This window comes from Ruegeria sp. AB6 (genome assembly GCF_056542685.1).
Genome location: NZ_JBQGAD010000003.1, coordinates 169,005 through 193,442 on the forward strand (window position 1 = coordinate 169,005; position 24,438 = coordinate 193,442).

Annotated in this window: 25 protein-coding genes and 1 tRNA gene; 14 read left to right on the forward strand and 12 right to left on the reverse strand. The window is 55.9% G+C overall.

All coding sequences use genetic code 11. From position 1 onward, the window contains the following. Positions 1 to 45: 45 nt before the first annotated feature. Complete coding sequence (locus ACR0DB_RS08795; protein ID WP_480550208.1) at positions 46 to 1,275, forward strand: DNA recombination protein RmuC; 1,230 nt, start codon at positions 46 to 48, stop codon at positions 1,273 to 1,275. A 3-nt stretch (positions 1,276 to 1,278) separates the two neighbouring features. On the opposite strand, the gene ACR0DB_RS08800 is transcribed toward ACR0DB_RS08795, so the two are convergent. From ACR0DB_RS08800 to ACR0DB_RS08810, 3 genes are read right to left on the reverse strand one after another with little or no spacing between them, the layout of a single operon-like run. Then, positions 1,279 to 1,683 carry a hypothetical protein gene (locus ACR0DB_RS08800; RefSeq protein WP_480550210.1) on the reverse strand — a complete coding sequence of 135 codons (405 nt, stop codon included), beginning with the start codon at positions 1,681 to 1,683 and terminating at the stop codon, positions 1,279 to 1,281. 52 nt (positions 1,684 to 1,735) lie between these two features. After that, entirely contained in the window at positions 1,736 to 2,386 is a 651-nt protein-coding gene (locus tag ACR0DB_RS08805; protein ID WP_480550212.1) for a ChrR family anti-sigma-E factor, read from the reverse strand. Between the two features lie 10 nt (positions 2,387 to 2,396). After that, a complete protein-coding gene (locus tag ACR0DB_RS08810; protein ID WP_170773067.1) occupies positions 2,397 to 3,053 on the reverse strand; it encodes a sigma-70 family RNA polymerase sigma factor in 657 nt (218 codons plus the stop codon). 146 nt (positions 3,054 to 3,199) lie between these two features. Here ACR0DB_RS08810 and ACR0DB_RS08815 point away from each other — a divergent pair, with 146 nt between their 5' ends. After that, positions 3,200 to 3,973 (forward strand): DUF1365 domain-containing protein, encoded by a 774-nt coding sequence (locus tag ACR0DB_RS08815; protein WP_480550214.1) that lies wholly within the window; start codon positions 3,200 to 3,202, stop codon positions 3,971 to 3,973. A 237-nt stretch (positions 3,974 to 4,210) separates the two neighbouring features. After that, entirely contained in the window at positions 4,211 to 4,528 is a 318-nt protein-coding gene (locus ACR0DB_RS08820; RefSeq protein WP_170408475.1) for a DUF3775 domain-containing protein, read from the forward strand. 11 nt (positions 4,529 to 4,539) lie between these two features. Here the strand turns inward: ACR0DB_RS08820 and ACR0DB_RS08825 are convergent, their stop codons facing one another. Together ACR0DB_RS08825 and ACR0DB_RS08830 are read right to left on the reverse strand one after the other, a co-directional pair. Beyond that, positions 4,540 to 6,774 carry a CHASE2 domain-containing protein gene (locus tag ACR0DB_RS08825; protein WP_480550216.1) on the reverse strand — a complete coding sequence of 745 codons (2,235 nt, stop codon included), beginning with the start codon at positions 6,772 to 6,774 and terminating at the stop codon, positions 4,540 to 4,542. Between the two features lie 34 nt (positions 6,775 to 6,808). Further along, positions 6,809 to 7,768 (reverse strand): FecR family protein, encoded by a 960-nt coding sequence (locus ACR0DB_RS08830; protein WP_480550217.1) that lies wholly within the window; start codon positions 7,766 to 7,768, stop codon positions 6,809 to 6,811. A gap of 347 nt (positions 7,769 to 8,115) precedes the next feature. Here ACR0DB_RS08830 and ACR0DB_RS08835 point away from each other — a divergent pair. The 8 genes from ACR0DB_RS08835 to ACR0DB_RS08870 all read left to right on the forward strand — a co-directional run bounded on the left by ACR0DB_RS08835 (position 8,116) and on the right by ACR0DB_RS08870 (position 12,383). Then, positions 8,116 to 8,205, forward strand: a tRNA-Ser gene (locus ACR0DB_RS08835). Between the two features lie 180 nt (positions 8,206 to 8,385). After that, positions 8,386 to 9,528 (forward strand): tyrosine-type recombinase/integrase, encoded by a 1,143-nt coding sequence (locus ACR0DB_RS08840; RefSeq protein ID WP_480550219.1) that lies wholly within the window; start codon positions 8,386 to 8,388, stop codon positions 9,526 to 9,528. 18 nt (positions 9,529 to 9,546) lie between these two features. Then, complete coding sequence (locus ACR0DB_RS08845) at positions 9,547 to 9,852, forward strand: hypothetical protein (protein WP_480550221.1); 306 nt, start codon at positions 9,547 to 9,549, stop codon at positions 9,850 to 9,852. Beyond that, positions 9,849 to 10,478, forward strand: coding sequence for a hypothetical protein (locus tag ACR0DB_RS08850; protein ID WP_480550223.1), 630 nt, complete (start codon positions 9,849 to 9,851; stop codon positions 10,476 to 10,478). The genes ACR0DB_RS08845 and ACR0DB_RS08850 overlap by 4 nt, the downstream gene beginning before the upstream one ends. Before the next feature lie 93 nt (positions 10,479 to 10,571). Beyond that, complete coding sequence (locus tag ACR0DB_RS08855; protein WP_170789589.1) at positions 10,572 to 10,781, forward strand: MerR family transcriptional regulator; 210 nt, start codon at positions 10,572 to 10,574, stop codon at positions 10,779 to 10,781. A gap of 183 nt (positions 10,782 to 10,964) precedes the next feature. Further along, positions 10,965 to 11,306: a hypothetical protein gene (locus tag ACR0DB_RS08860; RefSeq protein ID WP_170789457.1), complete on the forward strand. Its 342-nt coding sequence runs from the start codon at positions 10,965 to 10,967 to the stop codon at positions 11,304 to 11,306. Positions 11,307 to 11,409: 103 nt separating this feature from the next. Beyond that, the gene (locus ACR0DB_RS08865) at positions 11,410 to 11,826 is read left to right on the forward strand and encodes a helix-turn-helix domain-containing protein (RefSeq protein ID WP_480550226.1); all 417 of its coding nucleotides are present in this window, start codon (positions 11,410 to 11,412) and stop codon (positions 11,824 to 11,826) included. 176 nt (positions 11,827 to 12,002) lie between these two features. After that, positions 12,003 to 12,383: a hypothetical protein gene (locus ACR0DB_RS08870; RefSeq protein WP_480550228.1), complete on the forward strand. Its 381-nt coding sequence runs from the start codon at positions 12,003 to 12,005 to the stop codon at positions 12,381 to 12,383. A 490-nt stretch (positions 12,384 to 12,873) separates the two neighbouring features. Here ACR0DB_RS08870 and ACR0DB_RS08875 read toward each other — a convergent pair whose 3' ends face one another. Together ACR0DB_RS08875 and ACR0DB_RS08880 are read right to left on the reverse strand one after the other, a co-directional pair. After that, a complete protein-coding gene (locus tag ACR0DB_RS08875; protein WP_480550230.1) occupies positions 12,874 to 16,017 on the reverse strand; it encodes an efflux RND transporter permease subunit in 3,144 nt (1,047 codons plus the stop codon). 12 nt (positions 16,018 to 16,029) lie between these two features. After that, on the reverse strand, positions 16,030 to 17,091 hold the full coding sequence (locus ACR0DB_RS08880) for an efflux RND transporter periplasmic adaptor subunit (protein WP_480550232.1): 1,062 nt from the start codon (positions 17,089 to 17,091) through the stop codon (positions 16,030 to 16,032). 186 nt (positions 17,092 to 17,277) lie between these two features. Here ACR0DB_RS08880 and ACR0DB_RS08885 point away from each other — a divergent pair, with 186 nt between their 5' ends. After that, complete coding sequence (locus ACR0DB_RS08885; protein WP_480550234.1) at positions 17,278 to 17,919, forward strand: TetR/AcrR family transcriptional regulator; 642 nt, start codon at positions 17,278 to 17,280, stop codon at positions 17,917 to 17,919. Positions 17,920 to 18,180: 261 nt separating this feature from the next. Here the strand turns inward: ACR0DB_RS08885 and ACR0DB_RS08890 are convergent, their stop codons facing one another. The 5 genes from ACR0DB_RS08890 to ACR0DB_RS08910 form a co-directional block, all read right to left on the reverse strand. Further along, a complete protein-coding gene (locus ACR0DB_RS08890; RefSeq protein ID WP_480550236.1) occupies positions 18,181 to 19,167 on the reverse strand; it encodes a zinc-dependent alcohol dehydrogenase family protein in 987 nt (328 codons plus the stop codon). Between the two features lie 81 nt (positions 19,168 to 19,248). Continuing rightward, a complete protein-coding gene (locus tag ACR0DB_RS08895; RefSeq protein ID WP_480550238.1) occupies positions 19,249 to 20,094 on the reverse strand; it encodes an enoyl-CoA hydratase/isomerase family protein in 846 nt (281 codons plus the stop codon). A gap of 91 nt (positions 20,095 to 20,185) precedes the next feature. Then, entirely contained in the window at positions 20,186 to 20,974 is a 789-nt protein-coding gene (locus ACR0DB_RS08900; protein ID WP_480550240.1) for an SDR family NAD(P)-dependent oxidoreductase, read from the reverse strand. 12 nt (positions 20,975 to 20,986) lie between these two features. Then, the gene (locus ACR0DB_RS08905) at positions 20,987 to 21,952 is read right to left on the reverse strand and encodes an LLM class oxidoreductase (RefSeq protein WP_480550242.1); all 966 of its coding nucleotides are present in this window, start codon (positions 21,950 to 21,952) and stop codon (positions 20,987 to 20,989) included. A gap of 12 nt (positions 21,953 to 21,964) precedes the next feature. Beyond that, positions 21,965 to 22,741 carry a CmcJ/NvfI family oxidoreductase gene (locus ACR0DB_RS08910; RefSeq protein WP_480550244.1) on the reverse strand — a complete coding sequence of 259 codons (777 nt, stop codon included), beginning with the start codon at positions 22,739 to 22,741 and terminating at the stop codon, positions 21,965 to 21,967. Positions 22,742 to 22,848: 107 nt separating this feature from the next. Here ACR0DB_RS08910 and ACR0DB_RS08915 point away from each other — a divergent pair, with 107 nt between their 5' ends. Next, the gene (locus tag ACR0DB_RS08915) at positions 22,849 to 23,760 is read left to right on the forward strand and encodes a LysR family transcriptional regulator (RefSeq protein ID WP_170789599.1); all 912 of its coding nucleotides are present in this window, start codon (positions 22,849 to 22,851) and stop codon (positions 23,758 to 23,760) included. Between the two features lie 329 nt (positions 23,761 to 24,089). Further along, the gene (locus tag ACR0DB_RS08920) at positions 24,090 to 24,374 is read left to right on the forward strand and encodes a hypothetical protein (RefSeq protein ID WP_254430677.1); all 285 of its coding nucleotides are present in this window, start codon (positions 24,090 to 24,092) and stop codon (positions 24,372 to 24,374) included. Positions 24,375 to 24,438: the final 64 nt, after the last annotated feature.

A 24,438-nucleotide genomic window follows, 5' to 3' on the forward strand; every position in this document is an offset into this window, starting at 1 on the left:
GCGTGCGCGCGATATGAAGAATAAAACAAGAACATCCGAGGCGACATGATCGAGATTGCTGGCACCCAAATCGCCCTGAACGACCCCGTGATCCTGATTGGGGGCAGCGTGGTGGCGCTGATCCTGCTGCTGCTGTTTCTGTCACTGCGGGCGGCGCAGCGGTCGGCACGCATGGCCGAGCCGCTGGCGCGGCAGATGGCGCATTTGGGTCAGCATGTGCAGCAATTGGGTCAGGGGCAGGAACAATTGCGCGGGGGGCTCCAGCATGTGTCAGATACGCAGGCCAATGCGCAGGTGCAGGTGATTCAAACGGTTGAGTCGCGCCTGTCCTCAGTCCAGCAGCAGATGAATGATCGGCTGGCGGATAACGCGATGAAATCTGCCCGTGCGCTGGCCGAAATGCAGGAGCGGATGAAGGAGTCGCTGCATGGCTCGTCGAAACAGACCGCTACTTCGCTGACGCAATTGCAGGAGCGCCTCGCCGCCATCGACAAGGCTCAGGACAATATCACCAAACTGTCGGGCGATGTGTTGAGCTTGCAGGATATCCTGTCGAACAAGCAGACCCGCGGCGCGTTTGGGGAAATTCAGCTGAATGACATCGTGTCGAAGGCGCTGCCCTCGGACAGTTTCCAGTTGCAGGCCACGCTGTCGAACGGGCGGCGCGCCGATTGCCTGATAAACCTGCCGAACCCGCCGGGCCCCATCGTGATCGACAGCAAATTCCCGCTTGAGGCTTATGAGGCGCTGATCGGGTCCACCAATGATGCCGAGTTAAAAGCGGCGGTGCAGATGTTCCGAAGCACCGTGCGCAAACATATCAACGACATTGCCGAGAAATACATCTTGGACGGCGAAACCGCCGATGGCGCGCTGATGTTCCTGCCGTCCGAGGCAGTCTATGCCGAGCTGCACGCCAAGTTCCCCGAATTGGTGCAGGAGAGTTTCAGCAAACGGGTCTGGATCGTGTCACCTACCACCTGCATGGCCACGCTGAACACCATGCGTGCGATCCTGAAAGACGCCAGGATGCGCGAACAGGCCGGTGCCATTCGCAAGGAACTGGGCATGCTACACAAGGATGTCGAACGTCTGGGCGACCGCGTCTCGAACCTTGATCGACACTTCGGGCAGGCCGCCAAGGATATCTCAGAGATCAAAATAAGCGCCGAAAAGGCAGGCCGCCGGGCGCAGCGGCTGGACAATTTCGATTTCGAAGAACTGGCCCCGGACGATCACACCAACGTGGTGCCCCTGGGTAAGACCGAGGGGTAGGCGCTACTGGATCGACAGATCCAGATTATAGCCAACTGTCTTGCCGGTATCGCGGTCATTGCCCATCAGGTAAACCCGGATCGTATAGTTTCCGTTTTGAGGCAGATCGATACGCGCCGTGTTGCCGTCGATGGAACCGATATAAATCGCCTCACCCTCGCTGCCCGGCGGCAGGATGTTGAAATAGATCACGCCGTTGCCATTTGTGTCGCTGACATTGAGTTCGGCAAACATCTCCTGCCCGGCCTGCGCGCCGAGCAAATAGTCGAAATATTCATTCCCGGTGATTGTGCCGCTGACCATCGTGCCATAGTTGCCGGGTTGGAATTTGACCTCGGCGACACTCTGTGCCGAGACCGGGAAGGTCAGCCCCAAGGTCGCAGCGATAAAGATAAGGTGTTTCATCATGCAAGAACCCTCCGTTCCGCAAGGTCAGTTGAGCACGATGCACACCTAATCTTCAGATCCGTAGAAACGGCTGGAACAGGCGCGGCATCAGCTTGTTGAATTTCAGCGGCGCATCGGTCACGGCCAGACATATGCAATCCTCAGAAATATCTGCAGTCGGCGTGTGGTGCAGGTCTTCATCTGCGATTTCCACGTCGCCACGTGCGAAATGGTCGACCTCATCCGAAAACGCACCCTGCAGCACCATCGTCAATTCCATGCCATTGTGGCTGTGATCCGGCACGGCAGCCCCGGCGGGAATGAACAACAAACGCGCAGTCGCCTCATGGGTGGTCGGTAGAATCGCCTGTTTCACGCCCATGCCGATCGATCGCCATTTGATATCATTGACGTCGCCGCCCACATAATCCTGCAACGGAGTCGGCAGGACCGAACAGCCCGGACGCACAGGTTTGGCAATAGGGGCACCTTGGGCGATCATCGCCATGGTAGCGGCCAGCGACCCGTCGTTCATGCTGACGGCGGCGTCCTGTTCCTGCAACACGCACCCGCCCACCGCATCAAAGCTTTCAGCCCGCGCGCGGCAATGGTCGCACAGGGTCAGATGCGTGGCGACCATCAGGTCGAACGCCTCGGGCAGTGTGCCTGCGGCATAGGCCATCAGCAGGTCGTCAGTCAGGTGATGTTTAATCTTGTTGCTCATCATCGTCATCTCAGTTCATAGCATGGCGCAAGCGGTCCAGCGCCAGCCGAATACGTGATTTGATCGTGCCCAGCGGCAATCCGGTCTGCGAGGCGATCTCGCGATGACTCAGGTCGCCAAAATAGGCCTTTTCAATCAACTCTCTTTGCGCCTCGGGCAACGCGGTCAACGCGTCGCGCAGCTGCGCGGTTTCCTGTTGCAGCGCCATGACGTCGTGCTGATCCGGCTCGGCCTCGGGACCCCATCCCAGATCTTCGGGCTCGGGGCGGCGTTGCCTGCGCAGCACATCGATGCGCTTGTTCCGTGCAATCGTGAACACCCATGTGGCCACGGTCGCCCGAGTTGGGTCGAACAGATGCGCCTTGTGCCACAAGGTCGCCATCACCTCTTGAGCGCATTCCTCGGCCATGGCCGCATCCGACCCCGACTTGATCAGGAACGCTTTAACCCGAGGCGCAAAATGCTGAAACAGCTCGGCAAAAGCCGCCTGATCCTGCGCGTCCCGGATGCGGGCCACATGGCCCACCCATTCGGTTCTGGTCTCACAACTGCCGTTTGCGTGGTTCACCGGTCGTCCCTTGATGCGTCGCTTGACGCGCAATGGCCTCACTACGGGCCCATCGGCCACCGGTTCATCCAAGCGCGCGGTATCGCTCTCGGTAAACATAACCATATTACGTGGAAGGTCCCAAGTCGGATCACTCTCACAGATAATTTTAATCCGTTGCAGTGTTTTCAGCGTAATGTGAATATCCAAGGACGGGCGAAAACAGCGCCGATTGAACGGTTTACAGGCAGATTGGAAAAAGTGGCATGAACCGGATCGACCATATCGCAGGCCACACTTATCATGGCCGGAAGGGGGCGATTGAAAATGCCTTCCGATACTCGGTCGACTATATCCTGCTGAATCCCGAGGCCGAGGTTCAGACGCCACGTTTGTTTTCATTGGACCGCGCGAACATCGTCAACTGGCGCAAACGCGATCACGGCGGTGTGCCGGGGAAAGGCCGGGGCGCGGCATGGCTGCGCGATCAGTTCACACAGTTGGGTGTGTCACAACCCGCAACTCTGACCCTGCTAACGCAGCCGCGTGTGTTGGGTCACGTATTCAACCCGGTCAGTTTCTGGTTCTGTTTTGATGAGGATGATCAGCTTTACGCTGTCGTGGCCGAGGTAACAAATACCTTTGGCACGCGGCACAGTTATCTGTGCCACAACCCGAATTTCGCGCCCATTCAGCCCTCGGACCGGATCGTGGCGGACAAGTTGATGCATGTATCACCGTTTCAGAAAATCGAAGGATCTTATACATTTCGCTTCGACTATCGGCCTGACAAGGTAGGTGTCTGGATCGATTATGGCCGCGAGAAAGGCGGGTTGATTGCGACCCTCAGCGGCCCACGCGCACCGCTGTCGGATCGGACAATCCTATGGTCCTTGGTCCGGCGTCCCTTCGGCGCGCGGCGCGCGTTTTTCCTGATCCTTTGGCAGGCGTTGAAGCTTAAGTTGAAGAAGGCGCGTTTTCGTCCGTTCCGCCATGCACCCGTGCCCGATCATCCGGTTTCGCGCATCCGCGAGCCCTAGGGTCAGGAGCCATTAATCTTGCGCCACTGGCGCGTGAACCGCTGCAAAGCAGCGGCTTTGATCGCTTGAAATTGACACCGCCAGTCCCTGCGCACCCAAAAGCACTGCTTTTTTGCCGTTCGCGCGCCAGTGGCGCAAGATTAATGGCTCCTGGCCCTAGTTTGCGTAAGATCAAAGACTCAGCCCGGCGAGAGTGGTTGTGGTACTATAGAGACCGCGAACACGAGGAGTTGGGACATGTTGGAAATCTCGGCAAGAAAAATCGCTCAGGTCGCCATGATGGGACGTGAGTTGGACCGGGCCGAGGGCGAGCTGCGCGCTTTCATCGACCGGATGGGCGAAGATGAGCAGGCCGAATTGGTTGCGGTCATGTGGATCGGGCGCGAAAGCTTTTTCGCCGAAGATCTGGCCGAAGCCATCGCCACCGCCAAGTCCGAGGCCTCGACCCCCTGCGCGGATTACCTGATCGGAACGCCACATCTGTCGGATCATCTGGAAAACGGTTTGGACGCTTTGGGCATTTCCGCCGAGGATGTGGAAAACGACCTGATGTAACCAGGTCGGATCTAAGCCGAAGGCAGGTTCGCCTGTGCGCGGTGGCTGAACATGATCTGGTCCGATTGTACATCTGACCGGAAATCAGCCGCCCGACCCGGAACAGCTTGATAGAACGGGCGAAGCCCCGGTTCGACCTCGGTCGCCAGCGTTGCGCACAGGTTGCAGTGCTTCTTAATCTGCACATAGGATTGCCGCTGTCGAATGGCTGCGATCATATCGCCATGCGCCGCCGCGAGTTCCATAAACCCAGGCGAAGTGCGCAGCGTAGTGTTACCAACCAGAAGAAAAACAGCCTCAAGCTCGGACTTGCCCTTCAGATCGACAAATCCAGCTTCGAGCATCGCCAGATCCTGCCGCGCGGCCTTGTAGACGGAGCTGGAAACGAGGATGTCATATTCCACGTGGCGGCAGCTTTGTTCGATCCGAGCGGCCACATTCACCACATCGCCAATGACCGTATAGTTGAACCGGCTGCGCGATCCGATATTGCCCACACAAGCCAGACCGGTGGCGCATCCTGTCGCCAATGCGATCGGTGGGCGACCCTTCATGACATCGGAGGCGTTGAATCGGATCAAGGCCTGCCGCATCAACAGCGCTGAATGGGCGGCGCGGCAGGGATGATCCTCGACTGGCAGCGGCGCGTTCCAAAACGCCATGACCGCATCGCCAATGAACTTGTCGATGGTTCCCCGTTCGTGCAGGATCTGATCTCCGACCTGTGAGAACAGCTCATTCAGCAATGCCACCAGATCAGTGGCCGACACGGATTCAGACAGCGGCGTAAACCCCCTGATGTCCGAGAACATGACGGTGATTTCCTGCGTCTCGCCACCCAGTTGCAGGCGATGGCCCGAAACCTCCATCTCATCCAGAATTTCCGGGGCAACGTAGTGTGAGAACACCTGCCGGATTTCCCGCTTTTCCCGCTCGGTCGTGACAAATAGGTACCCCGCCAGTAAGCCGAAATTGGCCATTCCACCCAGCAGTGGAAAGGTCACGTCAAACAGGGTGAGCTGGTTCTGAAAAGCAAGCCAGCTGGTGCCCAAAACCGCGGCCGCTGCCACCCCGCCAGCAACGAATGAGGCGACCGCGCCAAAACTGGACATCACTGCAATCACGATCAGGCCTAGCAATACGAAAGACACCAGTTCCAGTGCTGCCGTCACATCCGACCGGTTTAGCATTTCACCTGTAAAAATTTGCTCCAGCAACTGCGCGTGGATCGACACGCCCGGCACCGACTCGCCCAGCGCGGTCTGATGCATGTCGAACAGACCCGCCGCCGAGGTACCGACAAGGATAATCCGTCCTTCGATCTCCGCCCTGAGTGCGGGATCACCTGGGTTTTGCATGACCCTGTCGGCCGATAGGTAAAGGTCCGGCTGGTCATGTCGATACCTGACCCAGACCTCACCGTTTTCGGTGGTCGGCAGGCGGAAATCTCCCAGCTCAACCGCGAGCATGATCCCTTCCTCATCTGCCGAGCCCTCGGCCAGAATGAACGGTGCGTCCAGCGCGACCCTCAGCGCTTCGATCCCCAAACCGGGCATCGGACCGTTCGGGCCGCCCCACAAAACCGGGACGCGTCTGATGATCCCGGTACCACCCAGGGGCGAGACGTTTACCCCGCCAATCCCCGCAGCGCTGCGATCCAAGGGAGGCGCGATCGGCGTCCAATGCGGGACCGAGATCAACCCGGAGGTCGGTGCTTCTCCGACCTCGATAATCCCGGCCTTGGGGGTAACATTGCTGCCCTCCTGCGAGATACGCGCCGCCGTGCCCATCACCACCGGCCAATGTGCGGCCTCGAGTCCGAAAAGCACGTCATAGTCCACCTTCTGCGCATGACGTTCCACGGTCAGAACACCGTCCAGCGCAGGGTCGTTGAGCAACCGGGCGGGTGAGTATCGGTCCGGTTCGACAAACAGCATGTCAAAAGCAATAGCCGCTGCGCCATTCTCGCCCAGGTTCTGGACCATCTGCGCCAGCAATGTGCGTGGCCAGGGCCATTGGCCCCAATTGGCCAGAGACTCTTCGTCAATATCCACGACTCGCACCGGCAGGTCAGGTGTGTATTCGCGGGGCGACATCCGTTGCAGCAAATCGAAATAGATCATCCGCGACATCCGCACTGGGTAAGGGTCCATGATCCGGATGAAGCATCCAAACAGAATCAGGCCAAGCCCGACCAGGCGAAACGCCCGTCGCCGTCCCGTTCTCTCTTTGGATTTCAAACGCAAGTCGGCCTCCGACTAAATCTGGCGTCGTTTCTATTCAGGCGCGTTTGCCTTTGCCTCGGCCTTTACCTTTACCTTTGGCTTTCCCCGGATTGTCAAACCCATCCGTGTTGCCGCTCTGTCCGCCGGGATTGGAACCGTCGGCCTGACCGGAACGGTTGCCTTTCACGTCGGGTTCAGGTTCCGGCTCAGGTTCAGGTTCAGGTTCAGGTTCAGGTTCAGGCTCTGGATCCGGTTCTGGATCCGGGACGGGTGGCTCGGGAGCCGGGGGTTCAGGCAGCACAACCGGTTGAGGCGTTGATTCTTGCACGAATTGTGGTGGCTGCGGCGGATCGGATTTGGGCACGGGCAAGGGGGCCGCTTCGCCCGCGCACCCACCAATACCGACCTGCAGAGGGCTCAGCAGGTCCTGTTGAGATTGGATAAAGGGAAATCCGGTTTGTAGCGCCAGATCATATTGTGCCTGATCCACCGGACGCCCGACTCCACCCCGCTGGTTGGTTGCAAACAAACTGCACTGTCGGCCTGCCGAGTGGCAAAAACCGCCATTTCCGCACATGCGGACCGTGCCTTCGAGCACCAACATGGCGCTCTGAGCGCCCGGAATGACCCACATGTCAAACGTTGTCCCGCGCACGGCCATCGTCGCCGTCGGGGTCTTGATCGAATAGGCCCGCTTTTTGCTTTTGCCTGAAATGAAGCGGAAACTGCCGCCCAATGCCTGCACCGCAAATGATTTTGCCTTGCGATTGCCGCGCAGCATCGTCACGTCCAGGACCATACTGGCATTCGGCCCGATGGCTATTTTGGTTTCATCGACAAAGACCAGTTGCACCAGCCCATTCCCGTCGGTCGAGATCGAATCCCCCGACGCGACATCCATTCCGGCTTGCAACGGTTGTGATTTTCCACCTCGGGTGATTTCCGCGCCTGGCTTGACACCAATCACCTTTCCAATATTGGCCAGCACCTGTGCAGGCACCAGCAATAGACACATTAAAACGAATAGCACTCTTAACCAGGCCAAGCTTCCATTCCCCCATAGCTCGTATGGTGAGCAAATTGCTCACTGCCCGGTTTTGTGCCCCCTACATATTCAAAATATTAAATTTATTAAGTTTTATGTCTGATCAAATATGCCTTAAACAGCACATGTTTGGCAAGTTTTCTAAAATTGATGTTGGTGAGGGGGGGATCCTGGGTCGTCTGTGCACCCACCCCAACCCCAGAGCGGTTGGGTTTTCGTCGTCGTTCCCGGCAATCGGATGGTGCTGGGAAGAAAAATGCGAAACCCTTTGAAAATCGCCTTGTATCTGGCCGTCCGGCAAGGATATACCGGCCAGCGGAGACGTGGCCGAGTGGTCGAAGGCGCTCCCCTGCTAAGGGAGTAGGCGGGAAACCGTCTCGAGGGTTCGAATCCCTTCGTCTCCGCCATCCATCCATTATGATAAGTTGGCATGGCATGTTTAACATGCCGTATATTCATAAAAAATCAGCGCTTACTGTCTCTTAGTGCCATCTTAAATTTTGCTGAATTACCTTTAGTGTGATTCATTGAGTGGTACATTTTGTGGTATTTTTTTGTCTGCGTTAAGCGGGAAACTGACAAAGAAGTTGGTAGAGAATCTCGGTCCGGGTCGTCGTGGCGACGGGTCTGGTCTCTACCTTGTTGTCGATCCGTCGGGCGCACGGCGCTGGATCGTGCGCGTAACGGTCAAAGGACAGAAGAACCGCAAGGGCGCTCCGCTGAGAACGGACTTCGGTTTGGGCGGCGCTGATGTCGTCACTCTGAACCAAGCGCGGGAAAGAGCCCTCGAATATCGACGCATGGCTAAGTCCGGGCTGAACCCGCGTTTCAATGCTCAGCATGAAATCCCGACCTTCGAAGAACTCAGCCGCCAGGTCCACATTGATCGCCTGCCCACGTGGAAGAATGCCAAGCATGGGCAGCAATGGCTCAACACCTTGCGCGACTATGCGTTCCCCAAGATCGGCCGTATGCCCGTGGACAGCATTGATCAGCCCGAAGTGCCGATGTGCCTGTCCCCAATCTGGACCGAGAAACACGAAACCGCAAAGCGACTGTCGCAGCGGATCAAGACAGTGCTCGACGTGGCGAAGTCCAAGGGCCTCCGCTCGGGAGAGAACCCGGTGACCGCGATCCGCGAAGGCAAGGTGCTGCCTACCGTCAAAGCCAAGGTGCAGCACCACGACGCTATGCTATGGCAAGAGGTGCCGGCGTTCTATGCCGAGTTGCAGACCCGCTCAGCCATGGCCGCCAAAGCGCTGCAGTTCACCATTCTGACCGCTTGCCGGACCTCAGAAGTGCTGGAGATGAAGTGGCCCGAGGTCGATGCCGATGCGCGCCTGTGGACCATTCCAGCGGAGCGCATGAAAGGCGGGCAGGTCCATCGCGTGCCTCTCACCGACGAAATGCTGGGAATTCTGGAGCCGCTGCGTGCGCTGGCCTCCGACTATGTGTTCGAGGGGCAAAAGCGGCATCAGCCCTTGTCGAACATGTCCATGCTGATGTTACTACGCCGGATGCGGCATGATGGCGTCACTGTGCATGGCTTCCGCAGTTCGTTTCGGGATTGGGCAGCGGAGGCTGCAAACGCGCCACGGGAAGTAGCAGAGGCGGCATTGGCTCATCAAGTTGGGTCCGATGTAGAGCGGGCCTATGCGCGGTCGGATTTGTTGGAAAGGCGGATGGTGTTGATGGAAGGCTGGTCTAACTATTTGAAAAAATGTAGTTAGGAGAATTGGGGGCACTATATGTTTGCACCAGAAGGATACGTTAGCTTTGGGCTAATGACTGACTACATTCGCGATTGGTCATACGGAATTTACTTGGCCTATTTGGTCGAAGAAAAGGGTGGCGACCCCTTAGAAGTCATAATGTCAGAAACCGATAAGAACCTGCTTCTGATTAAACACAGGGGCGACGAATTACGGGAGATTGATCCTAACTTTCGGCCATCAAAAAACGAAGCGGCTTGGATGGAGCACGCCAGAAAAAACAATGAGGAAAATTTTTTGTCACGATCTTGTTCCATTGCATATTTGCTAAACTTCTTATGAAAACAAACACTTTATTGGTTTCTAGTAGTGGAGAGACTATCCAGCCAGATGACTATGTATTTGTCCATGAGGACAGGTTGGATTGGGTTTATCCTCGCTGGCCTTTGAGGAGCAACACTGAGCTCAAGACGTTTATAGAATACTTCGACAATGGAACCTTCGATGGCGGTGACCTTGCAGAGCGCTACTGTTTTCTAGATTTTCCGATGGGCGTCTTAGCAATGAAAAACAACTCAAGGGCTGGTTTCAACCGAAGCTCTCACTTTTCTGATGACGCATTCTGCGAGCGTTATGTTGCTGCGCATGTGTCCCCATTCATCTCCAGAGCGGTTGTTTGGAACGATGCAGGCCTTCCTGATAGTTTTGCAGAGTTCTTGGAAAACATCGGTGCAATTGAAGAGCGTTGGGGTTTGTCGGCGCTGCTTAGCAAAACCGGACAATCAACTGGTCCAAAACAAAGGAGGGGCACAAAACCTACTGGTGCAAGGCTGGAGTTTTTGCGCCGATATCCAAACGGAAAACCAGAAGGGCTTAGCGGTGACGCAATTGCGGCTGAGCTAACGGAGGCTGGCTTTCCGATTTCCGGCCGAATGGTCAACAAATACGCGGAGGAATTGAAGAATTAATTCCTTCTAATTCCTTCCGCTTAGGTGTCTGCCAAACGGATTAAACCAGATGCATTATTTTGCCATCGCAACTGATCCAAGAGGATTTCAACGATGGCAAATGTCTTCAATGACGACCGGGTCTATTTCCCAGAAGACCCTGAAATGCAATTGCTGGGAAACCGCGAAAAGTTGGCTCAATGGCGTCACCGCATGTGCGGTCCGGCCTTTATCCGCATCGGTCGGCGGATCGCCTACCACGGCGTCGATCTGAACGCCTGGCTGGCGGCCCGGCGCACCGATCCCAACAACGAGGCTGCATAATGAAAAACCCCAACTCCAAGCGCGGAGATGGGGCTTTCCAAGTGACATCAACTGCCACCCTAGCAAGTCCAGTTGATGCCACAGGATGCCCCGCGCCGACAAGACAAAACGAGCGCCGGTACTACTGGTCGCCCCTGAGCCATTCGGTTGAACGGGTGATCGTGCGGAAAGGACGGATTGAGCATGGCTGATACGTCCTTTTCCAAATCGCGCAATCAAAACTATGAAAGCGGGCTGGAAGACGGCCCCCTTTCCAAGACCAATCATCGAGAAACCGCTGAGAACTACCGGGGCGAGCTCTTTCGCCATGGTGTTTACCGCGTCGCAGTTTGGCGGGACGGTATCCAATGGTTGTTTCAGCGTCAGAGACCGCAATTTCCGGCCGGGGGAGCGGCCTGGGACACACTCGGGTACAGTGTGTCCAAATCCGGCCTAACCCGGCTCGTCCGGGCGCATATCGGCTGCGACCTTCCGGAGTTGGATGCCCTTCCCGAGCACTTCCAGCGGAGGTGTCGCGATGAGTAGGCGGCGGTCTCCCAAGGGTAAACGGTCAGATGAGGGCCAATACGTCCCTTTGCCCTACGCCATGATCAAGTCCCCGGCATGGCGGGCTCTGTCCGGACCTGCAGTGAAGCTCTGGCTGGAACTTCACTCCCGCTACAACGGCGGCAACAACGGCAAGGTTTTTCTGTCGATGAATGAAGCAGCAGAGATACTGGGATTGGGCAAGGCCACGGTTCAGCGGGCTTTCGAGGATCTGCAGAACAAGGGCTTCCTTGTTCTGGAGCAGGAAGGCAACTGGTATCACCGGCGAGCCCACGAGTGGCGGTTGACGACCAAGGCGACCCAGACCCGATCTGGAAAGAAGGCCGCCACCAATGATTGGCGGTTCTGGCAGCCCCAAAAAACAAAAAGCGGTTCTGAGACGGACCCGTCACCATCATCTGTGGTTCCGTTTGAGAACCCAAAGACCTCTGATGGTTCCATATCAGAACCCGTCAGGCCGGTTTCTCTCCGGTCGGTCGGTTCTGAATTGGAACACTAATACTAACCACTCTGTGAGAAGCAAAGAGACATACGGAGGAACAATGAAGGTCGACTAAGGAGTAGGCCAGAGCATCCCAACCCAAGGGGGGTAGGTCAATCATCGTCGCTTTCACACTGCATACCGACACACCCGCCGTTTACACATATCCGCAATTCAGAAATTCGAGGTACAGAATGCCCAGACCAAAGACACCACTTGGCAAGGCGATCCTGACAGGCGCCGCAAAGAAAGACCCACAGCGGTACAGAGGACGGAACGAACCGGAAGGTCTAGGCGAGCTCGGGGTGCCACCGGATTATCTCAACGAGACGGAACAGGCTGTCTGGCGTGCCTTTGCAGACGAATTGCCCTGGTTGGTTCATAGCGACCGTGCTTTGCTGGAATCGGCGTGTATCCTGAGGGCTCGAGTACAGCTCAAACAGGACCTCAGCGCGGCGCTTTTGAGAGAACTTCGTTTACACGTCAGCGCATTGGGCGGGAGCCCAACCAACCGCAGCAATATTCAGGTTCCTGAAGCAGAGGCGGAACACAATCCATTTGATCGGTTCGCATAGAGCAAAAGCGTTATGTATATCCACGATTGGAGGCTGCTTTCTCATGGAAGGCGGTCTTTGATCAACGAATAGCACCACAAGTTAGCCAGATTTTTCTAAGTCTGTAGGTATGGAAGTCAAAGAATGTGGCCAGGCATTTTCGGCAACGTGCAAAACAGGGTGCGGCACAATGACAAAAGCAACGACAAACTCATGGACCACACCAGACGGCTCAGGAACGCGCCCAGATGCGCAGGTTAAGCAAAGTCTACCGTTCAAGGTTGGAGTGTCCGCAGCATGCATGGCGCCAAAGCGGTCATTGATGCACTAAGCTGCGAAAGTCAGCTTTGAGCCCATAGTGACGGATGCTGCGCGATCAACCGACGGCGGCTATGCGCAGAAATCAGACTTTGCAAAGTTCAGCGTGCGACCCATAGCAGAAATTGAACCTTGCTTCGAACAACGAAGGCTTTGAAACATAACAACTCGCAAGGAGAAGTAGTCTCGATCCTCACTCTGCTACAAGCGCAACACTAGCTTCTTGAGGCTGGGAATGCTGGTTTTTTGCGTCAAGCCGTTTGTCGAACTTTCCACGATACACCAACGCGAACACGGGTGGGGTGAAATAAAACGATACGACAGTCGACAACAGTACACCCCCGGCGATTGCAACGGCGAATGGTGGCCAAAATGCTCCCCCAGCTATGATCAGGGGTAGGAAGCCGCCAAAGGTTGTGATCGTTGTCGAGATGATGTGCCGACTTGAACCAGTCACGACGCGCGCCATGGCCGCTCGGTCACCTTGGCTTGCGTCAACGTCTTGTTGCAACCCGGTCAGAATTATGATCGCCGCGTTGATCGAAACCCCGATCGAGCCGATGACTCCGATGATCGCCGTAATTCCGAACGGGAATTGCATGACGGCCAGCGACAGCATTGAAAGGCCTGCAGACAAAACGCACACGACCAAGGTCACGAGCGTCAGCCGGAACGAGTTAAAGGTCAGAACGATGGTCGCGATGGAGAGTGTGACAATCAAACCAACAGAGGCAAGCAGATTGCCCACGGTGTTGGATCGGGCATCACTGTCGCCGCCTAAGGACATCGAATAGCCTAGCGGCAACGCAAACCCGGACGCATCAAGCGCTTCTAGTATGTCCTGCAAAGCCTCTTCGGGTAAAACACCAGGTACGATAAACGCCTGTATGGTGTTTTCGCGCGCGCCATCCGTTCGGGTTATAACGCTTTCCGCAGGTTCGACCACCGGTCTGGCTAGTTCCGACAAAGGTACAGCGGGGAAAACTCCGATCGCGGATATGGAGGCAGCATTGGGCAGCAAGATCGGCATACTGACAATGGCGCTTAGGTCTGATCGCACCTCGTCGCCGAGACGAACACGCACCGGCAACTGTTCAGTCCCTTCGATCAGTGATCCACCGGTGATGCCAACAAGCGCCGTGTCCAGCTGAACAGCTATATCGGCCACGTCCAGTCCCAGCAGACGCGCTTTGACCTCATCAATCTCGAACCGGATTTGAGGGTTGCCGCCGTTCACGCTGGCGCGCGCCTGGGTCACCAGATCGAGATTGGCCATGACTGAACGCACCTCGTCGCCCAGATCACGCAAAACCGTGATATCCTGTCCCTGAATTTTGACTTCAACCGGTGCGGCGACCGGAGGGCCCTGAACAAGACTGCGAACGATGATCTGCGCGTCGGGAAAGTCGGTATCCAGACGACTCTGCAACGTTCCAACAAGGCGGGCGGCGTCGTCGGCCGTGTCGGTCGTGATCATAGCTTGTGCAAACCCAGGCTCGCGTGAGCGGTTTCCAACGATATTGTAGTAGAATGCCGGGCCGGACTCTCCGACGGTCCAGTAGACGCTTTTGACGCCGTCGTCAGCCAGCAGCATTTCATCGATCTGGCGGGTGGTTGCTTCGGTGGTGGCAATTGACGCTCCACCCGGCATGTCGACTTCGATATAGAATTGGTTGCGGTCGACGCCCGGGAAGAATTGCGCGGTCAGCGTTGGAAAGGCGGCAAAGCCAAGCACCGGCAAGATCAATGCCAACGCGATAGATCGCACCGGATTGGCGACTGACAATCGAATTGAGGCCTCGAACACACGGGCAAGTGGCGGGATGCTGATACCGCGGCTCAGCATTCCTGCGTCTGGGCGATCGGACAGTAGCCAGCCTGCAATCGCCGGAGTCACAGTCAAGGCCACAACTAGGGACCAGACAAGCATAAGAACCAGGGCGATGGCGATGGCGCCGACAAAATCGCCTGCGGGTCCTGGCAGCAAGATCATCGGCGTGAAGGCAAGCGCCGTTGTCACGGTCGATGCCAGCAATGGCGCGGCCAACCTGCGAACAGCATCTCGCACGGCTGCAAGTCGCTCCATCCCATCCTGCAGACGACGTCGGATTTCATCGGTCATCACGATGGCTGCGTCAACGAGCAGTCCGAGGGCAACAATCAGTCCGGTCACAGACATCTGATGAATTGGCAATCCAATCATGTTCATCGTCGCCAGGGTCGCCAAGGAGACAACCGGCAAAACCAAAGCCACAATCGCGGCTGCCCGAACCCCTAACGTAACAAACAAAACTGCCACGACCAGAGCCACGCCAATGGCCATGTTGACCCCAACCTCTGACAAACGATCCGTCGTGTACTGGCTTTGATCAAATAGCAGTATTTCCTGCATGCCCAAAGGAACCGACGCGGCGCCGGCATCAAGCTCATCCCGAAGGAAGCCTGTCCAACGGTCGATCTGTACGCCGTCCTGCGCCAGAATCCCGACCAAAACTGAGGGCTTTCCGTTGGCGAACGCGATTGAGGACTGCGGTTCGCGTGCGCCACGATCTACGCTGGCAATATCTCCGAGCTTCACCACGGCACCGCCTGCGTTTTCACGCAGGACGATGCTCCGAATGCGATCCAAACTCTCAATTTCTCCGCTGACGCCGATGGTCAGGTCGACATCAGATTGCAACCGCCCAGACTGAACCTTTCCGTCTGCTTCGGTGATCCGCCGGGAAATCTCGGCAGCGCCAAGCCCAAGCGCAGCGGCCTTGTCCATATCCACACTTACGAGCACCTCTTCTTCCGGCTGACCGAAATAGTCCACTGCTCGTGTGGCAGGTATCGCACGCAATCTGTCGCCCAGTGCTTCGGCATGACGTGACAGCAAAGTTAACGGAAAGTCTGGATCCTCGGCCGCAACTGCAATGACCGCAGAATAGGCAGAAATGCCCTCGGCATCGAATTCCGGTGGCAATACTCCTGTGGGAAAAATCTGGCGCGCATCTTCAACGGCGTCCCTAGCCTCGGCCCAAACCTGCTCAATGGTGGCTTCATCTAGCGTTTCCAGCAACTCTACCGAAACAACCGACACGCCCGAACGGGATACAGAACTGATCTCATCCACCTCGGCGATTTTCCGCAGCTCTTCTTCGATTTCTGCAGTCACCAGCGCTTCAACCCGTTCTGGATCTGCACCCGGGAACTGTGTCGTTACAGTTGCGAAGAGGTTGGTGATCGTAGGATCTTCCTGCCGCCCAAGTGATAGGAACGAAGACAGACCTGCAGATACAAGCACTAAAATGATCAGGGCGACCAGTCGGGGATGGCGAAAGGTAAGAGTTTCCATCAAATCGCTCCGTTACTCGCCAGTGTTGAAGACAACGCGCTGACCAACGCTGACTCGCTGCGGCCCCTGATCAATCAAGACGGTGCCTTTCGGAAACGCGCCACGCACAAAGACGCGGTCATCTTCGGCATGTAGCACTTCGACAGTCGCCAGGCGCACAGTCTTTTGCGCATCGGCAACGAGCAGTGTCCATTGCCCGCGAGTTCCTTCCTTCAGAGATGTTGTAGGCACCCAGGTCCCCGCACTTGGGACGGGTTCGAGTACATGCACACGTGCGGTTTGTCCGAAAACAACGTCCGGCGCGTACTTCAAACCGAACAGCGCGGTGCGGGTTCGGGTCACCGGGTCAATATCGGGCCGCAAAGTTGCAAGCTCAGCCTGATAGCTTTGACCTGCAATTTCGATTTCAACGTCAGTCAACAGCGCCGGATCAACATCGAGAGGGATACCGATCCGAACCTGCGGCGACACGACCTCGACCATACCCAAAACCAACTCGCCCGAGCGCAGAGTTTCACCGCCATCCACGTGTCGCGCGGTTATTTGACCGGCAAACGGAGCCTCGATACTGGATTTCTCGATCCGAACGGTCACATCACTCAAGGCGGCATCTAACTCGCCAATCCTGGATAGCAATTCATCCTGCTGAGAAACGGCCTCGTCCAAACGGGCTTGACTGGTAAAGCCTTCTTCAATGAGTTTCGCGTTTCGCTCGACTGTTTTCTTTGCAAATGAAAGTTGGGCTGCAATGGCGTCACGTGATGCTGTCAGACGGTCGCGTTCGACCTCCAGCAGTGCGATGTCCAGTGTCGCAAGAAGTTGACCCTTGGCAACCTCGTCGCCCTCATCCACCAGAATTTGATCCAGCGTCCCGTTCAGTTCGAAAGAGATATCTGCCGAACGCTGAGGTTCGACCTGCCCGATGAATACACGGTCGACTGTGTATGCGCTCTCGGACGTGATCGGTGTCACGGACACCGGTGTCACAGCAGCGGCATCTGGTGCGGGTACAGCGTCCGCTCTACGGGTGAGCTCGGATGCGCCAAAGTAAACGGCGGCCGCTGCAACGGCCATAATACTGACGGTTACTCCCAGGCGCACAGTGCTGCGCAACACACGTGCAAGTAGGCTCGGTTTGGTCGCTTCAGTAGATGAATTTGCAGGATTCGGCATTTGGGGACCTCATCAAGTTAGCGTTTCTAACATATGTTAGAAGTTCTCACTTTGACAAGAGATACGTGATCTGGCACATGTTGGATCATGAGCAGCACCGAAAAAAATCATCCGACAAACAGACAAGCGGCTGGTCTGTCCGTTAGCAAGAAAGCCTATCATCACGGCGATCTCCGCGCTGCACTGATCGAAGCAACCCGACAGTTGGTTGAAGAAAAAGGTCCGGAGAGTTTTTCTGTATCCGAGGCGTGCAGACGCGCGGGCGTATCAACCGCGGCACCTTACAAGCACTTCAAAGACAAGACAGAAATGCTGGTTGCCACTGTCCTTGAAGGAATGGATCGGCACCGAGACAAAATGCTGGCTGCGCTGGAAGGTGTTCCTGAAGGAACTCCCGAGCGCATTACTGCCATAGGAATGGAGTATATTGCCTTCGCGTTAAATGAGCCCGGGATCTTCAGACTGAAATTTGGCGGCTTCACAGACCGTATCGCGGACCTCCGGCTGGAGGAAGGCGGCCAGCAAAGCTTCGGGATTCTTTTGACTGAGGTAGCAAAGTGTCTCGGTGAACCGGGAATCACAGGCGAAGTTCGCCGCCGTGGTTTTTTGTTGTGGAGTTTCGTGCACGGGCTGTCTTTCATTCTGCATGACAAAGGGCTTGCGGAGAAAGGCGAAGAGTTCGATCTTCATACCCTTCTTGAGGACGTTTCGGAAAGAATGCTGAGTTGAGCGTTATAACGCCAAAACGAACTCAACCAAGCACTGAGAGCAGACGATCCAAGCCGCTATCACGCCTACGCCTAAACGATTACTCTGCTCCGCGTAGCAGACGTTCAACGAATTCTGCCGAACATCTGCTCCCAGCCAAAAGCAACCTGTTCTGCAATTTGCACCAAAGCCAGCTATGCAATGATAGGCGACGTCAACTGCAGCGAAAACTGATTTGGTGTGCCAAGTAATTATGCGCGCCCTAAGTCCAACCGGATCAGATCACAATTCCACAACGACTTTTCCGACCGCAGATCCATTCGTCAGATGCGCGTAAGCTGCACCGACGTCGGCCCACCCAAACTTATGTTCGTCAACAATCGGTTTGAGCGCGCCATCATCCGCCAGATCTGCCAGTATCCTCAGGATGTCGCTATGTGTTTGCCGCCCGACATCGTGCATCATCGGGATCAGCATGAAGACAACATGCAGAGATAGACCTTTGAAATGCACAGGCGTCAAATCAATCTCGACCATCGCGACCGTTGAGGCCACATGGCCATTAAGCTTGGCTGCTTCGAAAGAGTTCGTCATGTTCGACCCACCTACGCTGTCGAACACCACGTCGAAGCCGACGCCACCGGTATGCTCCGCAACATAGTCCTCGACACTCTGCGTTGTGAAATCCAGAGGGCGCGCGCCGAGACCCTCGATCAGTGACATCTGATCTGCGCCGCGACCTGTCGCCCACACTGTTGCACCAAGGTGGCGTGCGATTTGAACCGCAACATGACCCACACCACCAGCGCCGCCCTGGACGAGCACGGTTTGCCCTTCGCTCACATCTGCGCGTGTCAACCCTTCATAGGCGGTGATACCGACGAGAGGCAGCGCTGCAGCTTCCCGCATGCTAAGCGTCTTGGGTTTGTGTGCGATCAGACGGGAATCCGCGTTAATGTATTCCGCGAGAGAGCCAGGCAAATCCATCAAACCTCCAGCGCAGCCATACACCTCATCGCCTATGGTAAAGTTAGTCACGCCTTCACCAATTGCGATAACCGTGCCTGCAAAATCCATGCCAAGCAAAGCGGGCAATTTGGGGGACAGCGGCAGGTCCGCACCCATGCTTCGGATCATAGTGTCGACGGTATTAACGCTGACTGCGGCCATTTTGACCACCACATGTCCAGGTGTCGCCACCGGATCAGGCATTTCTGCGAGCTCGAACGGTGCTTCGGGTCCATATGAATTTAGAACCATTGCTTTCATTGGTGTATTCCTTTTGTAACGCCACGCCAGAGGCACGTCGAAACAACGCACACCTGACTAGATACTTGTGTTGGGGGTAGGTCAGTTGATGTCCTGTACCTGCATCACCAGATCGCCCCATTTACGCTGGTTTTCGATGTCGTGCTCCAAACCTTGTTCATCCGCGATGGCGAACCGTTTGACGGCCGGGGTTTTGCTGGTGGCCTGATAAAGCCAATAGGCTTCGGCTTTCAGCGCTTCATCAATTGGTTTGTCTATCGATTCGTAGACCATCTGTTTGCAGGCATTGATCGACTCTGCTGGAAACTGTGCTATCCGCTCGGCCAGCGCGGCTACGTACGGACCAATTTCATCCGGCTCCAAAGCTTTATTGATGGTGCCCAAGCGCTCTGCATCATCTGCGTCAAAGTCTTGAGCGCTCAGAATGATCTCAAGCGCTTTTCCAAGGCCGGTTTGACGCGCCATACGTGAGGCACCGCCGCCGCAGGGAAGAATGCCCATTCCGACTTCCATCTGCATGAACTTGTACCTGCCCCGCGCGGCAAAGCGCATGTCGAGTGCTAATGCCAATTCATGTCCGCCGCCGCGCGCAAACCCTTCCAGCTTTGCGATAGTTGCCTGTGGTACCTTGCTGATCCTCTCGCAGACCGATTGCAGGTCCAAAAGTTGCGCATCCTCGCGGGACACGGCCTCAGTCGACATATCCTTAAGTAGTTCGGTATCGTAGTGGCAGACCCAGATTTCCGGATTGGCCGATTGAAAGATCACGACCTTGGTGTCGCGGTCCCGCTCTAGCCGCATGGCCAGACTGTTCAGGTCGGCCAGCATTTCCTGGCCTTGCACATTCACAGAGCCAAAGTCGAATGTCACTGTAGCGATACCGCTCTCAACGGCTACGTCAAAGGTTTGAAAGTTTTCGTATTTCATCAGGCAGTCCTTTCTTGGGCCTCGACGCGGCATGCGTGAGGGTAGAGGGGTGTTAAAGATGGAAGTGCTTGGCGTTTTAGCGCCGAGAGGGTCAGTTGGTCTGTTTAATCAATTCTTTGATAGCGCTCATGACGTCAGCAACGTGATCTATGTCCAGTGCTGCGGCATGCGGGTTTGCGAAAGCGCCGCTGTCATTGTCGAAATAGGTCCCTGATGCGTCAGCAAACCGCGCGCCCAGGGCGGCCTCGATCAGGATATCCGCGCCGATGTTCATGTCATTCCCGGCAACGCCAAAGCCTTCTTGCACCATTTTCGAGGCCAAAAGTGATCCGGGATTTACCGCGACCACCACAGGCGCATCAGCTTGGGATTTGGCCCATTCCCGGGTCCAGATGGTGATCGCCAACTTGCTTTGGGCGTAGGCCTCCATATCCGCCAGTGGCACATTACCTTGCATGGCCCTGATGTTCACCGGGGCTTGTGCGGCAGATGAGAGGTTCACGACACGCCCGTTTGCCGGAATATTCGGCTGCAGCAAATCGGTCAGCAGATACGGTGCAAGAGTGTTGACGACAAAGCGGATATCCTGCCCGTTCTCAAGTACGGTTTGCGGGGCTTTCAGCACCCCCGCGTTGTTGATCAAAACATCCAACCTGTCATGTCTGGCCCGCACGTTCTCGGCCAGTTCACGCACCGCGGACAGGTCGCTCAGATCAGCGGCATAGGTTTCGACATTTTCACCGACTTCGGCAGCTGCGCTCTCCAGTTTGGAAATGCTGCGGCCATGCAACAGCACGTTGTGCCCGTGAGCGGCCAACTTCTTGGCCGTCAGCAAACCAATGCCGTCGGTCGAACCTGTTATGAGAATGGTCTTGGTCATCGGTCTGATCCTTTAAGAAAAGTCAGGCAGCACAGTGTCTGCCAAGTGTTCAAGGGTTGCGTCGATAGGTGCTTGATTGAACCTGAGGTTCAGCGCGACGTGGTTGATCCCGAGCGTTTCAATCTCGCGCAGATAGCTGCGCAGGAAATTTGTGCCAGACTGAAACCCAAGGTGGATCGGGCGCGGAGGCTCGTCAGGGTCGGCAACAACATCGACATAGAGCGATTGCACGACAGGTTTATCCAGTTGGCCCGCTTCCCTAACGCGTCGTCGGTAATCTGCGATGACTTGGCCCTGAGCCGCCGCATTCCGCGGATATGTCATCCAACCGTCGCCGTTCTGCGCCACCCAATCGGGGGATTGCTGGCTACCGCCGGTAATAAGCATCGGCAGTCGAGTACCATGCGGCTTTGGCAATAAGTCAATTCCGCCAGACAAAGTGCCCTGGGCGTTTTGATGAGTAGGATAATCCGACCCAGCCGCCCGTATGTAGTCAATGCTGTCGCGGAACCGTGCCCCTCGGTCGTCAAAGCTGTGGTTCATCGCCGGGTATTCCTCGGGTCGGTCACCTGAAGCAACGCCCAAAAGTAACCTCCCCCCCGAGAGCACATCGGTCGTCGCCGCCGCCTTGGCCACATGCGCGGGGTGACGCAATGGCAGGATTACACTCGACGTTCCCAGCGCAATTCGATCCGTCGCCATTGCCAATGCCCCCAGATAGACAAATGGATCGAAAACTTGCCCGGGATCACCAAAGCTTGGAACATTAAACGGCACGTCGCGCAGCCAAAGGGCCGCAAACCCAAGTTCCTCTGCCCTCTGAGCCGCTTCTAGATGTCCCCGCATATTCGGCTCGGCGCCGACTGCGTATGCTTCGAGCGGCAGCACGAGGCCAATGCTCAACCGCCCGCGACGGAACACCCGGTTATAGGCCACGTTGATCCGGGCAAACTCAGTAGGCTGCATTTTATCCAACATCTCAGGGTCCTTTTAATAGCGCACCAGTGTGCGGCTTTCGATGCTTTTGCGGATGGTGGAGATGCGTGGATCTTCGACCATGTCGAGCGCGCTATGCGCGACCGATGGTAGGCCTTGGTTGTCATAGATGTTGAAGATCGCGACCTCATCTGGTGTCATCTTGGATTGATAGACCCAGCTATGCTTTGGGTTTTCCACCAACCCCATGATTTGTCCCTTGCGGTCGGGATAGATCAGGTCCAGCAGAATCCAGTCGGACGGGTCAACCGATGAAGGGCGCACAAAGCCAAGCGGAGCGGAGTTGATCGGATGCTCTATGGGGCGCCACACGTTAACAAAAGCATAGTGGCCTTGCGCCCATTCCGCCGCGACCTCGGCACCCAGCAGGTCAGCAAGCCGCTGTTCCGCTCCGTCCTTGCTGTAGTCACTGTGAACGTTACGTGCGGGTTTGCGCGTCGCACTCGGGTCGTCTTTCCGAACCGTATGGTCGAAAACCAAAACCTCGCGCGCGCCCAGCCTGTCAGAAAGCATCGCCGTCAACTCGGCATCGTATATCGGTTTCCAGGCGGCTCCTGTAAAGTGCTGAACCTGCGTTATAAGCGCTACGAATTCAACAGAATCAGACGCAAATTTAACTGTATTGGTCGTCGCGCGATTATCGACCAACGTAACGCTTGTTGTGCCCAATTCGGGGGAAACCAGGTTACCTGCAATCCCGCCTGCATCTAACTCAAAGGCTTGCCGATAGGGCTTATGGACGTGGTAGTTGACTGTGGCTGTCCTCGTCATGTGCGCCTCCTGTCTATGCTGTGTTGCATCGATTACAGGGATTTAGCGTCAATCTATTTTCATATAAACTGCCCATCGGTGGAATGATAATTCGGGTTTGCTATATAATGGGACTTGATACAGATGCGCTGCGATTGTTTGTCAGGGCAGCAGAAATACTGAACATAAGCGCGGCGGGGCGCGCATTAGGCATGGCACCGGCCGTGTCCAGCGCAAAACTCGCCAAGTTGGAGCAAAACTTGGGTTCCGAATTGCTCCACCGCACAACGCGCAAAGTGTCACTGTCGGTCGAAGGTGCTGACTTCCTGCCCTTCGCCCGAGAGATCATCGCGCAGGAAGAGGCCGCACTTGCTGCTTTAGGCAAGCAAAGAACAACCATCAAAGGAACGTTGCGCTTCGCCGCGCCTAGCAGTTTTGCACAACTCTATATCGCGCCAATTCTGCCCAAGTTCCTTGAACAGCACCCCGACCTCACAATCGATCTGCGTCTGTCGGATGTGCAGTTCGACTTGATCGAGGGAAGTTATGATCTGGCACTCAGGAACGCGCCACTTGTCGACACTAGCCTCAAGGGTCGCAAACTGGCCGATGACCAGCGTATTCTTTGCGCCGCACCAAGCTACCTCTACACGCACGGCACGCCCAAAACTCCTGATGATCTAAACAACCACCACTTGATTGCTTTCCAAAACCGCCAACCGCGCCTGTTGACAGGACTGGAAGGTGAGAACGCGGTTTTCGACCCCGCATCGGCGAAAGGTCAATTGATAATTGACGACGGTCAAAGCCAGGTCCGCGCCACATTGGCCGGGGCCGGTATTTCCTTGAACGCTCTATGGAGCGTGCATGACCAACTGAAATCAGGCCGTTTGATACGGGTTCTTCCAAACTTTGAAGCCGCAGAGGACAATGTCTTGTGGCTGATCTATCCCAAGTCCAACGTACTGTCCCCCAAAGTGCGGGTGTTCATGGACTTTCTCGTCGCAGAGATTGGCGCAAAGCCTCCTTGGGAAACATGAGCTCAAATTAAGTTTAGCGCGCTGTCAAATACCCCGACGCCAGTGTTGGAGATAGGCGTTGAGCGTATATGCCTTGTCAAATCACAAAAGTCCGCTTTGTCCGCATAGCGGTCCCTCAGACAGATCGTAGCGAAAGACCGCACCGAGCCCATAGTGACCGATGCTGCGCGATCAATCGACGGCGGCTATGCGCAGAAAGCAGACTTTGCAAAGCTTTATGGGGCAAAAGTCACCCAGATAGTCACATAGTCAAAGTGTTGATTTTGTCCTGAGTCTTTGACTTAGTACTAGGCGGAGATCACAGAGGAAGAACAATGAAGAGAATATTGATGCCCACTGCTGTATTGTTTGTGACTTTGACTGTTGCAGCATGTGAAGATACTGGCGGCTCGACTGCGTCATCGGAACTGACTCCTGCCCAGCAGGCGTGTCTGCGTGATGTCGCCAATACGACAAACAATTCGCAAGTCGTGGTGCTGTCGTCTGCGTTTAGCGAGGCGGGAACACAAGTAACCGTCGGCGTTGGCGAGGATCGTGCCCCTTGGAATTGTATTGCTTACAGTGATGGCGCGACAGCTGGTATCGAGTTCCTGGGCGACGAAGGCGCATTGTGATCAATTTGGTGCGTGGCTGAACACGGCCGCGCAACACTGGCTTGCTCTTCGGAAACTCGACTTG

Coding starts and splice junctions, on each gene's coding strand:
- ACR0DB_RS08860 (WP_170789457.1), top strand. CDS start 10,965: ATGGCTGATACGTCCTTTTCCAAATCGCGCAATCAAAACTATGAAAGC.
- ACR0DB_RS08895 (WP_480550238.1), bottom strand. CDS start 20,094: ATGAAATACGAAAACTTTCAAACCTTTGACGTAGCCGTTGAGAGCGGT.
- ACR0DB_RS08830 (WP_480550217.1), bottom strand. CDS start 7,768: ATGTGTCTATTGCTGGTGCCTGCACAGGTGCTGGCCAATATTGGAAAG.
- ACR0DB_RS08920 (WP_254430677.1), top strand. CDS start 24,090: ATGCCCACTGCTGTATTGTTTGTGACTTTGACTGTTGCAGCATGTGAA.
- ACR0DB_RS08885 (WP_480550234.1), top strand. CDS start 17,278: ATGAGCAGCACCGAAAAAAATCATCCGACAAACAGACAAGCGGCTGGT.
- ACR0DB_RS08915 (WP_170789599.1), top strand. CDS start 22,849: ATGGGACTTGATACAGATGCGCTGCGATTGTTTGTCAGGGCAGCAGAA.
- ACR0DB_RS08880 (WP_480550232.1), bottom strand. CDS start 17,091: ATGGCCGTTGCAGCGGCCGCCGTTTACTTTGGCGCATCCGAGCTCACC.
- ACR0DB_RS08805 (WP_480550212.1), bottom strand. CDS start 2,386: ATGAGCAACAAGATTAAACATCACCTGACTGACGACCTGCTGATGGCC.
- ACR0DB_RS08890 (WP_480550236.1), bottom strand. CDS start 19,167: ATGAAAGCAATGGTTCTAAATTCATATGGACCCGAAGCACCGTTCGAG.
- ACR0DB_RS08850 (WP_480550223.1), top strand. CDS start 9,849: ATGAAAACAAACACTTTATTGGTTTCTAGTAGTGGAGAGACTATCCAG.
- ACR0DB_RS08810 (WP_170773067.1), bottom strand. CDS start 3,053: ATGTTTACCGAGAGCGATACCGCGCGCTTGGATGAACCGGTGGCCGAT.
- ACR0DB_RS08845 (WP_480550221.1), top strand. CDS start 9,547: ATGTTTGCACCAGAAGGATACGTTAGCTTTGGGCTAATGACTGACTAC.
- ACR0DB_RS08815 (WP_480550214.1), top strand. CDS start 3,200: ATGAACCGGATCGACCATATCGCAGGCCACACTTATCATGGCCGGAAG.
- ACR0DB_RS08905 (WP_480550242.1), bottom strand. CDS start 21,952: ATGTTGGATAAAATGCAGCCTACTGAGTTTGCCCGGATCAACGTGGCC.
- ACR0DB_RS08855 (WP_170789589.1), top strand. CDS start 10,572: ATGGCAAATGTCTTCAATGACGACCGGGTCTATTTCCCAGAAGACCCT.
- ACR0DB_RS08910 (WP_480550244.1), bottom strand. CDS start 22,741: ATGACGAGGACAGCCACAGTCAACTACCACGTCCATAAGCCCTATCGG.
- ACR0DB_RS08820 (WP_170408475.1), top strand. CDS start 4,211: ATGTTGGAAATCTCGGCAAGAAAAATCGCTCAGGTCGCCATGATGGGA.
- ACR0DB_RS08800 (WP_480550210.1), bottom strand. CDS start 1,683: ATGATGAAACACCTTATCTTTATCGCTGCGACCTTGGGGCTGACCTTC.
- ACR0DB_RS08870 (WP_480550228.1), top strand. CDS start 12,003: ATGCCCAGACCAAAGACACCACTTGGCAAGGCGATCCTGACAGGCGCC.
- ACR0DB_RS08900 (WP_480550240.1), bottom strand. CDS start 20,974: ATGACCAAGACCATTCTCATAACAGGTTCGACCGACGGCATTGGTTTG.
- ACR0DB_RS08875 (WP_480550230.1), bottom strand. CDS start 16,017: ATGGAAACTCTTACCTTTCGCCATCCCCGACTGGTCGCCCTGATCATT.
- ACR0DB_RS08795 (WP_480550208.1), top strand. CDS start 46: ATGATCGAGATTGCTGGCACCCAAATCGCCCTGAACGACCCCGTGATC.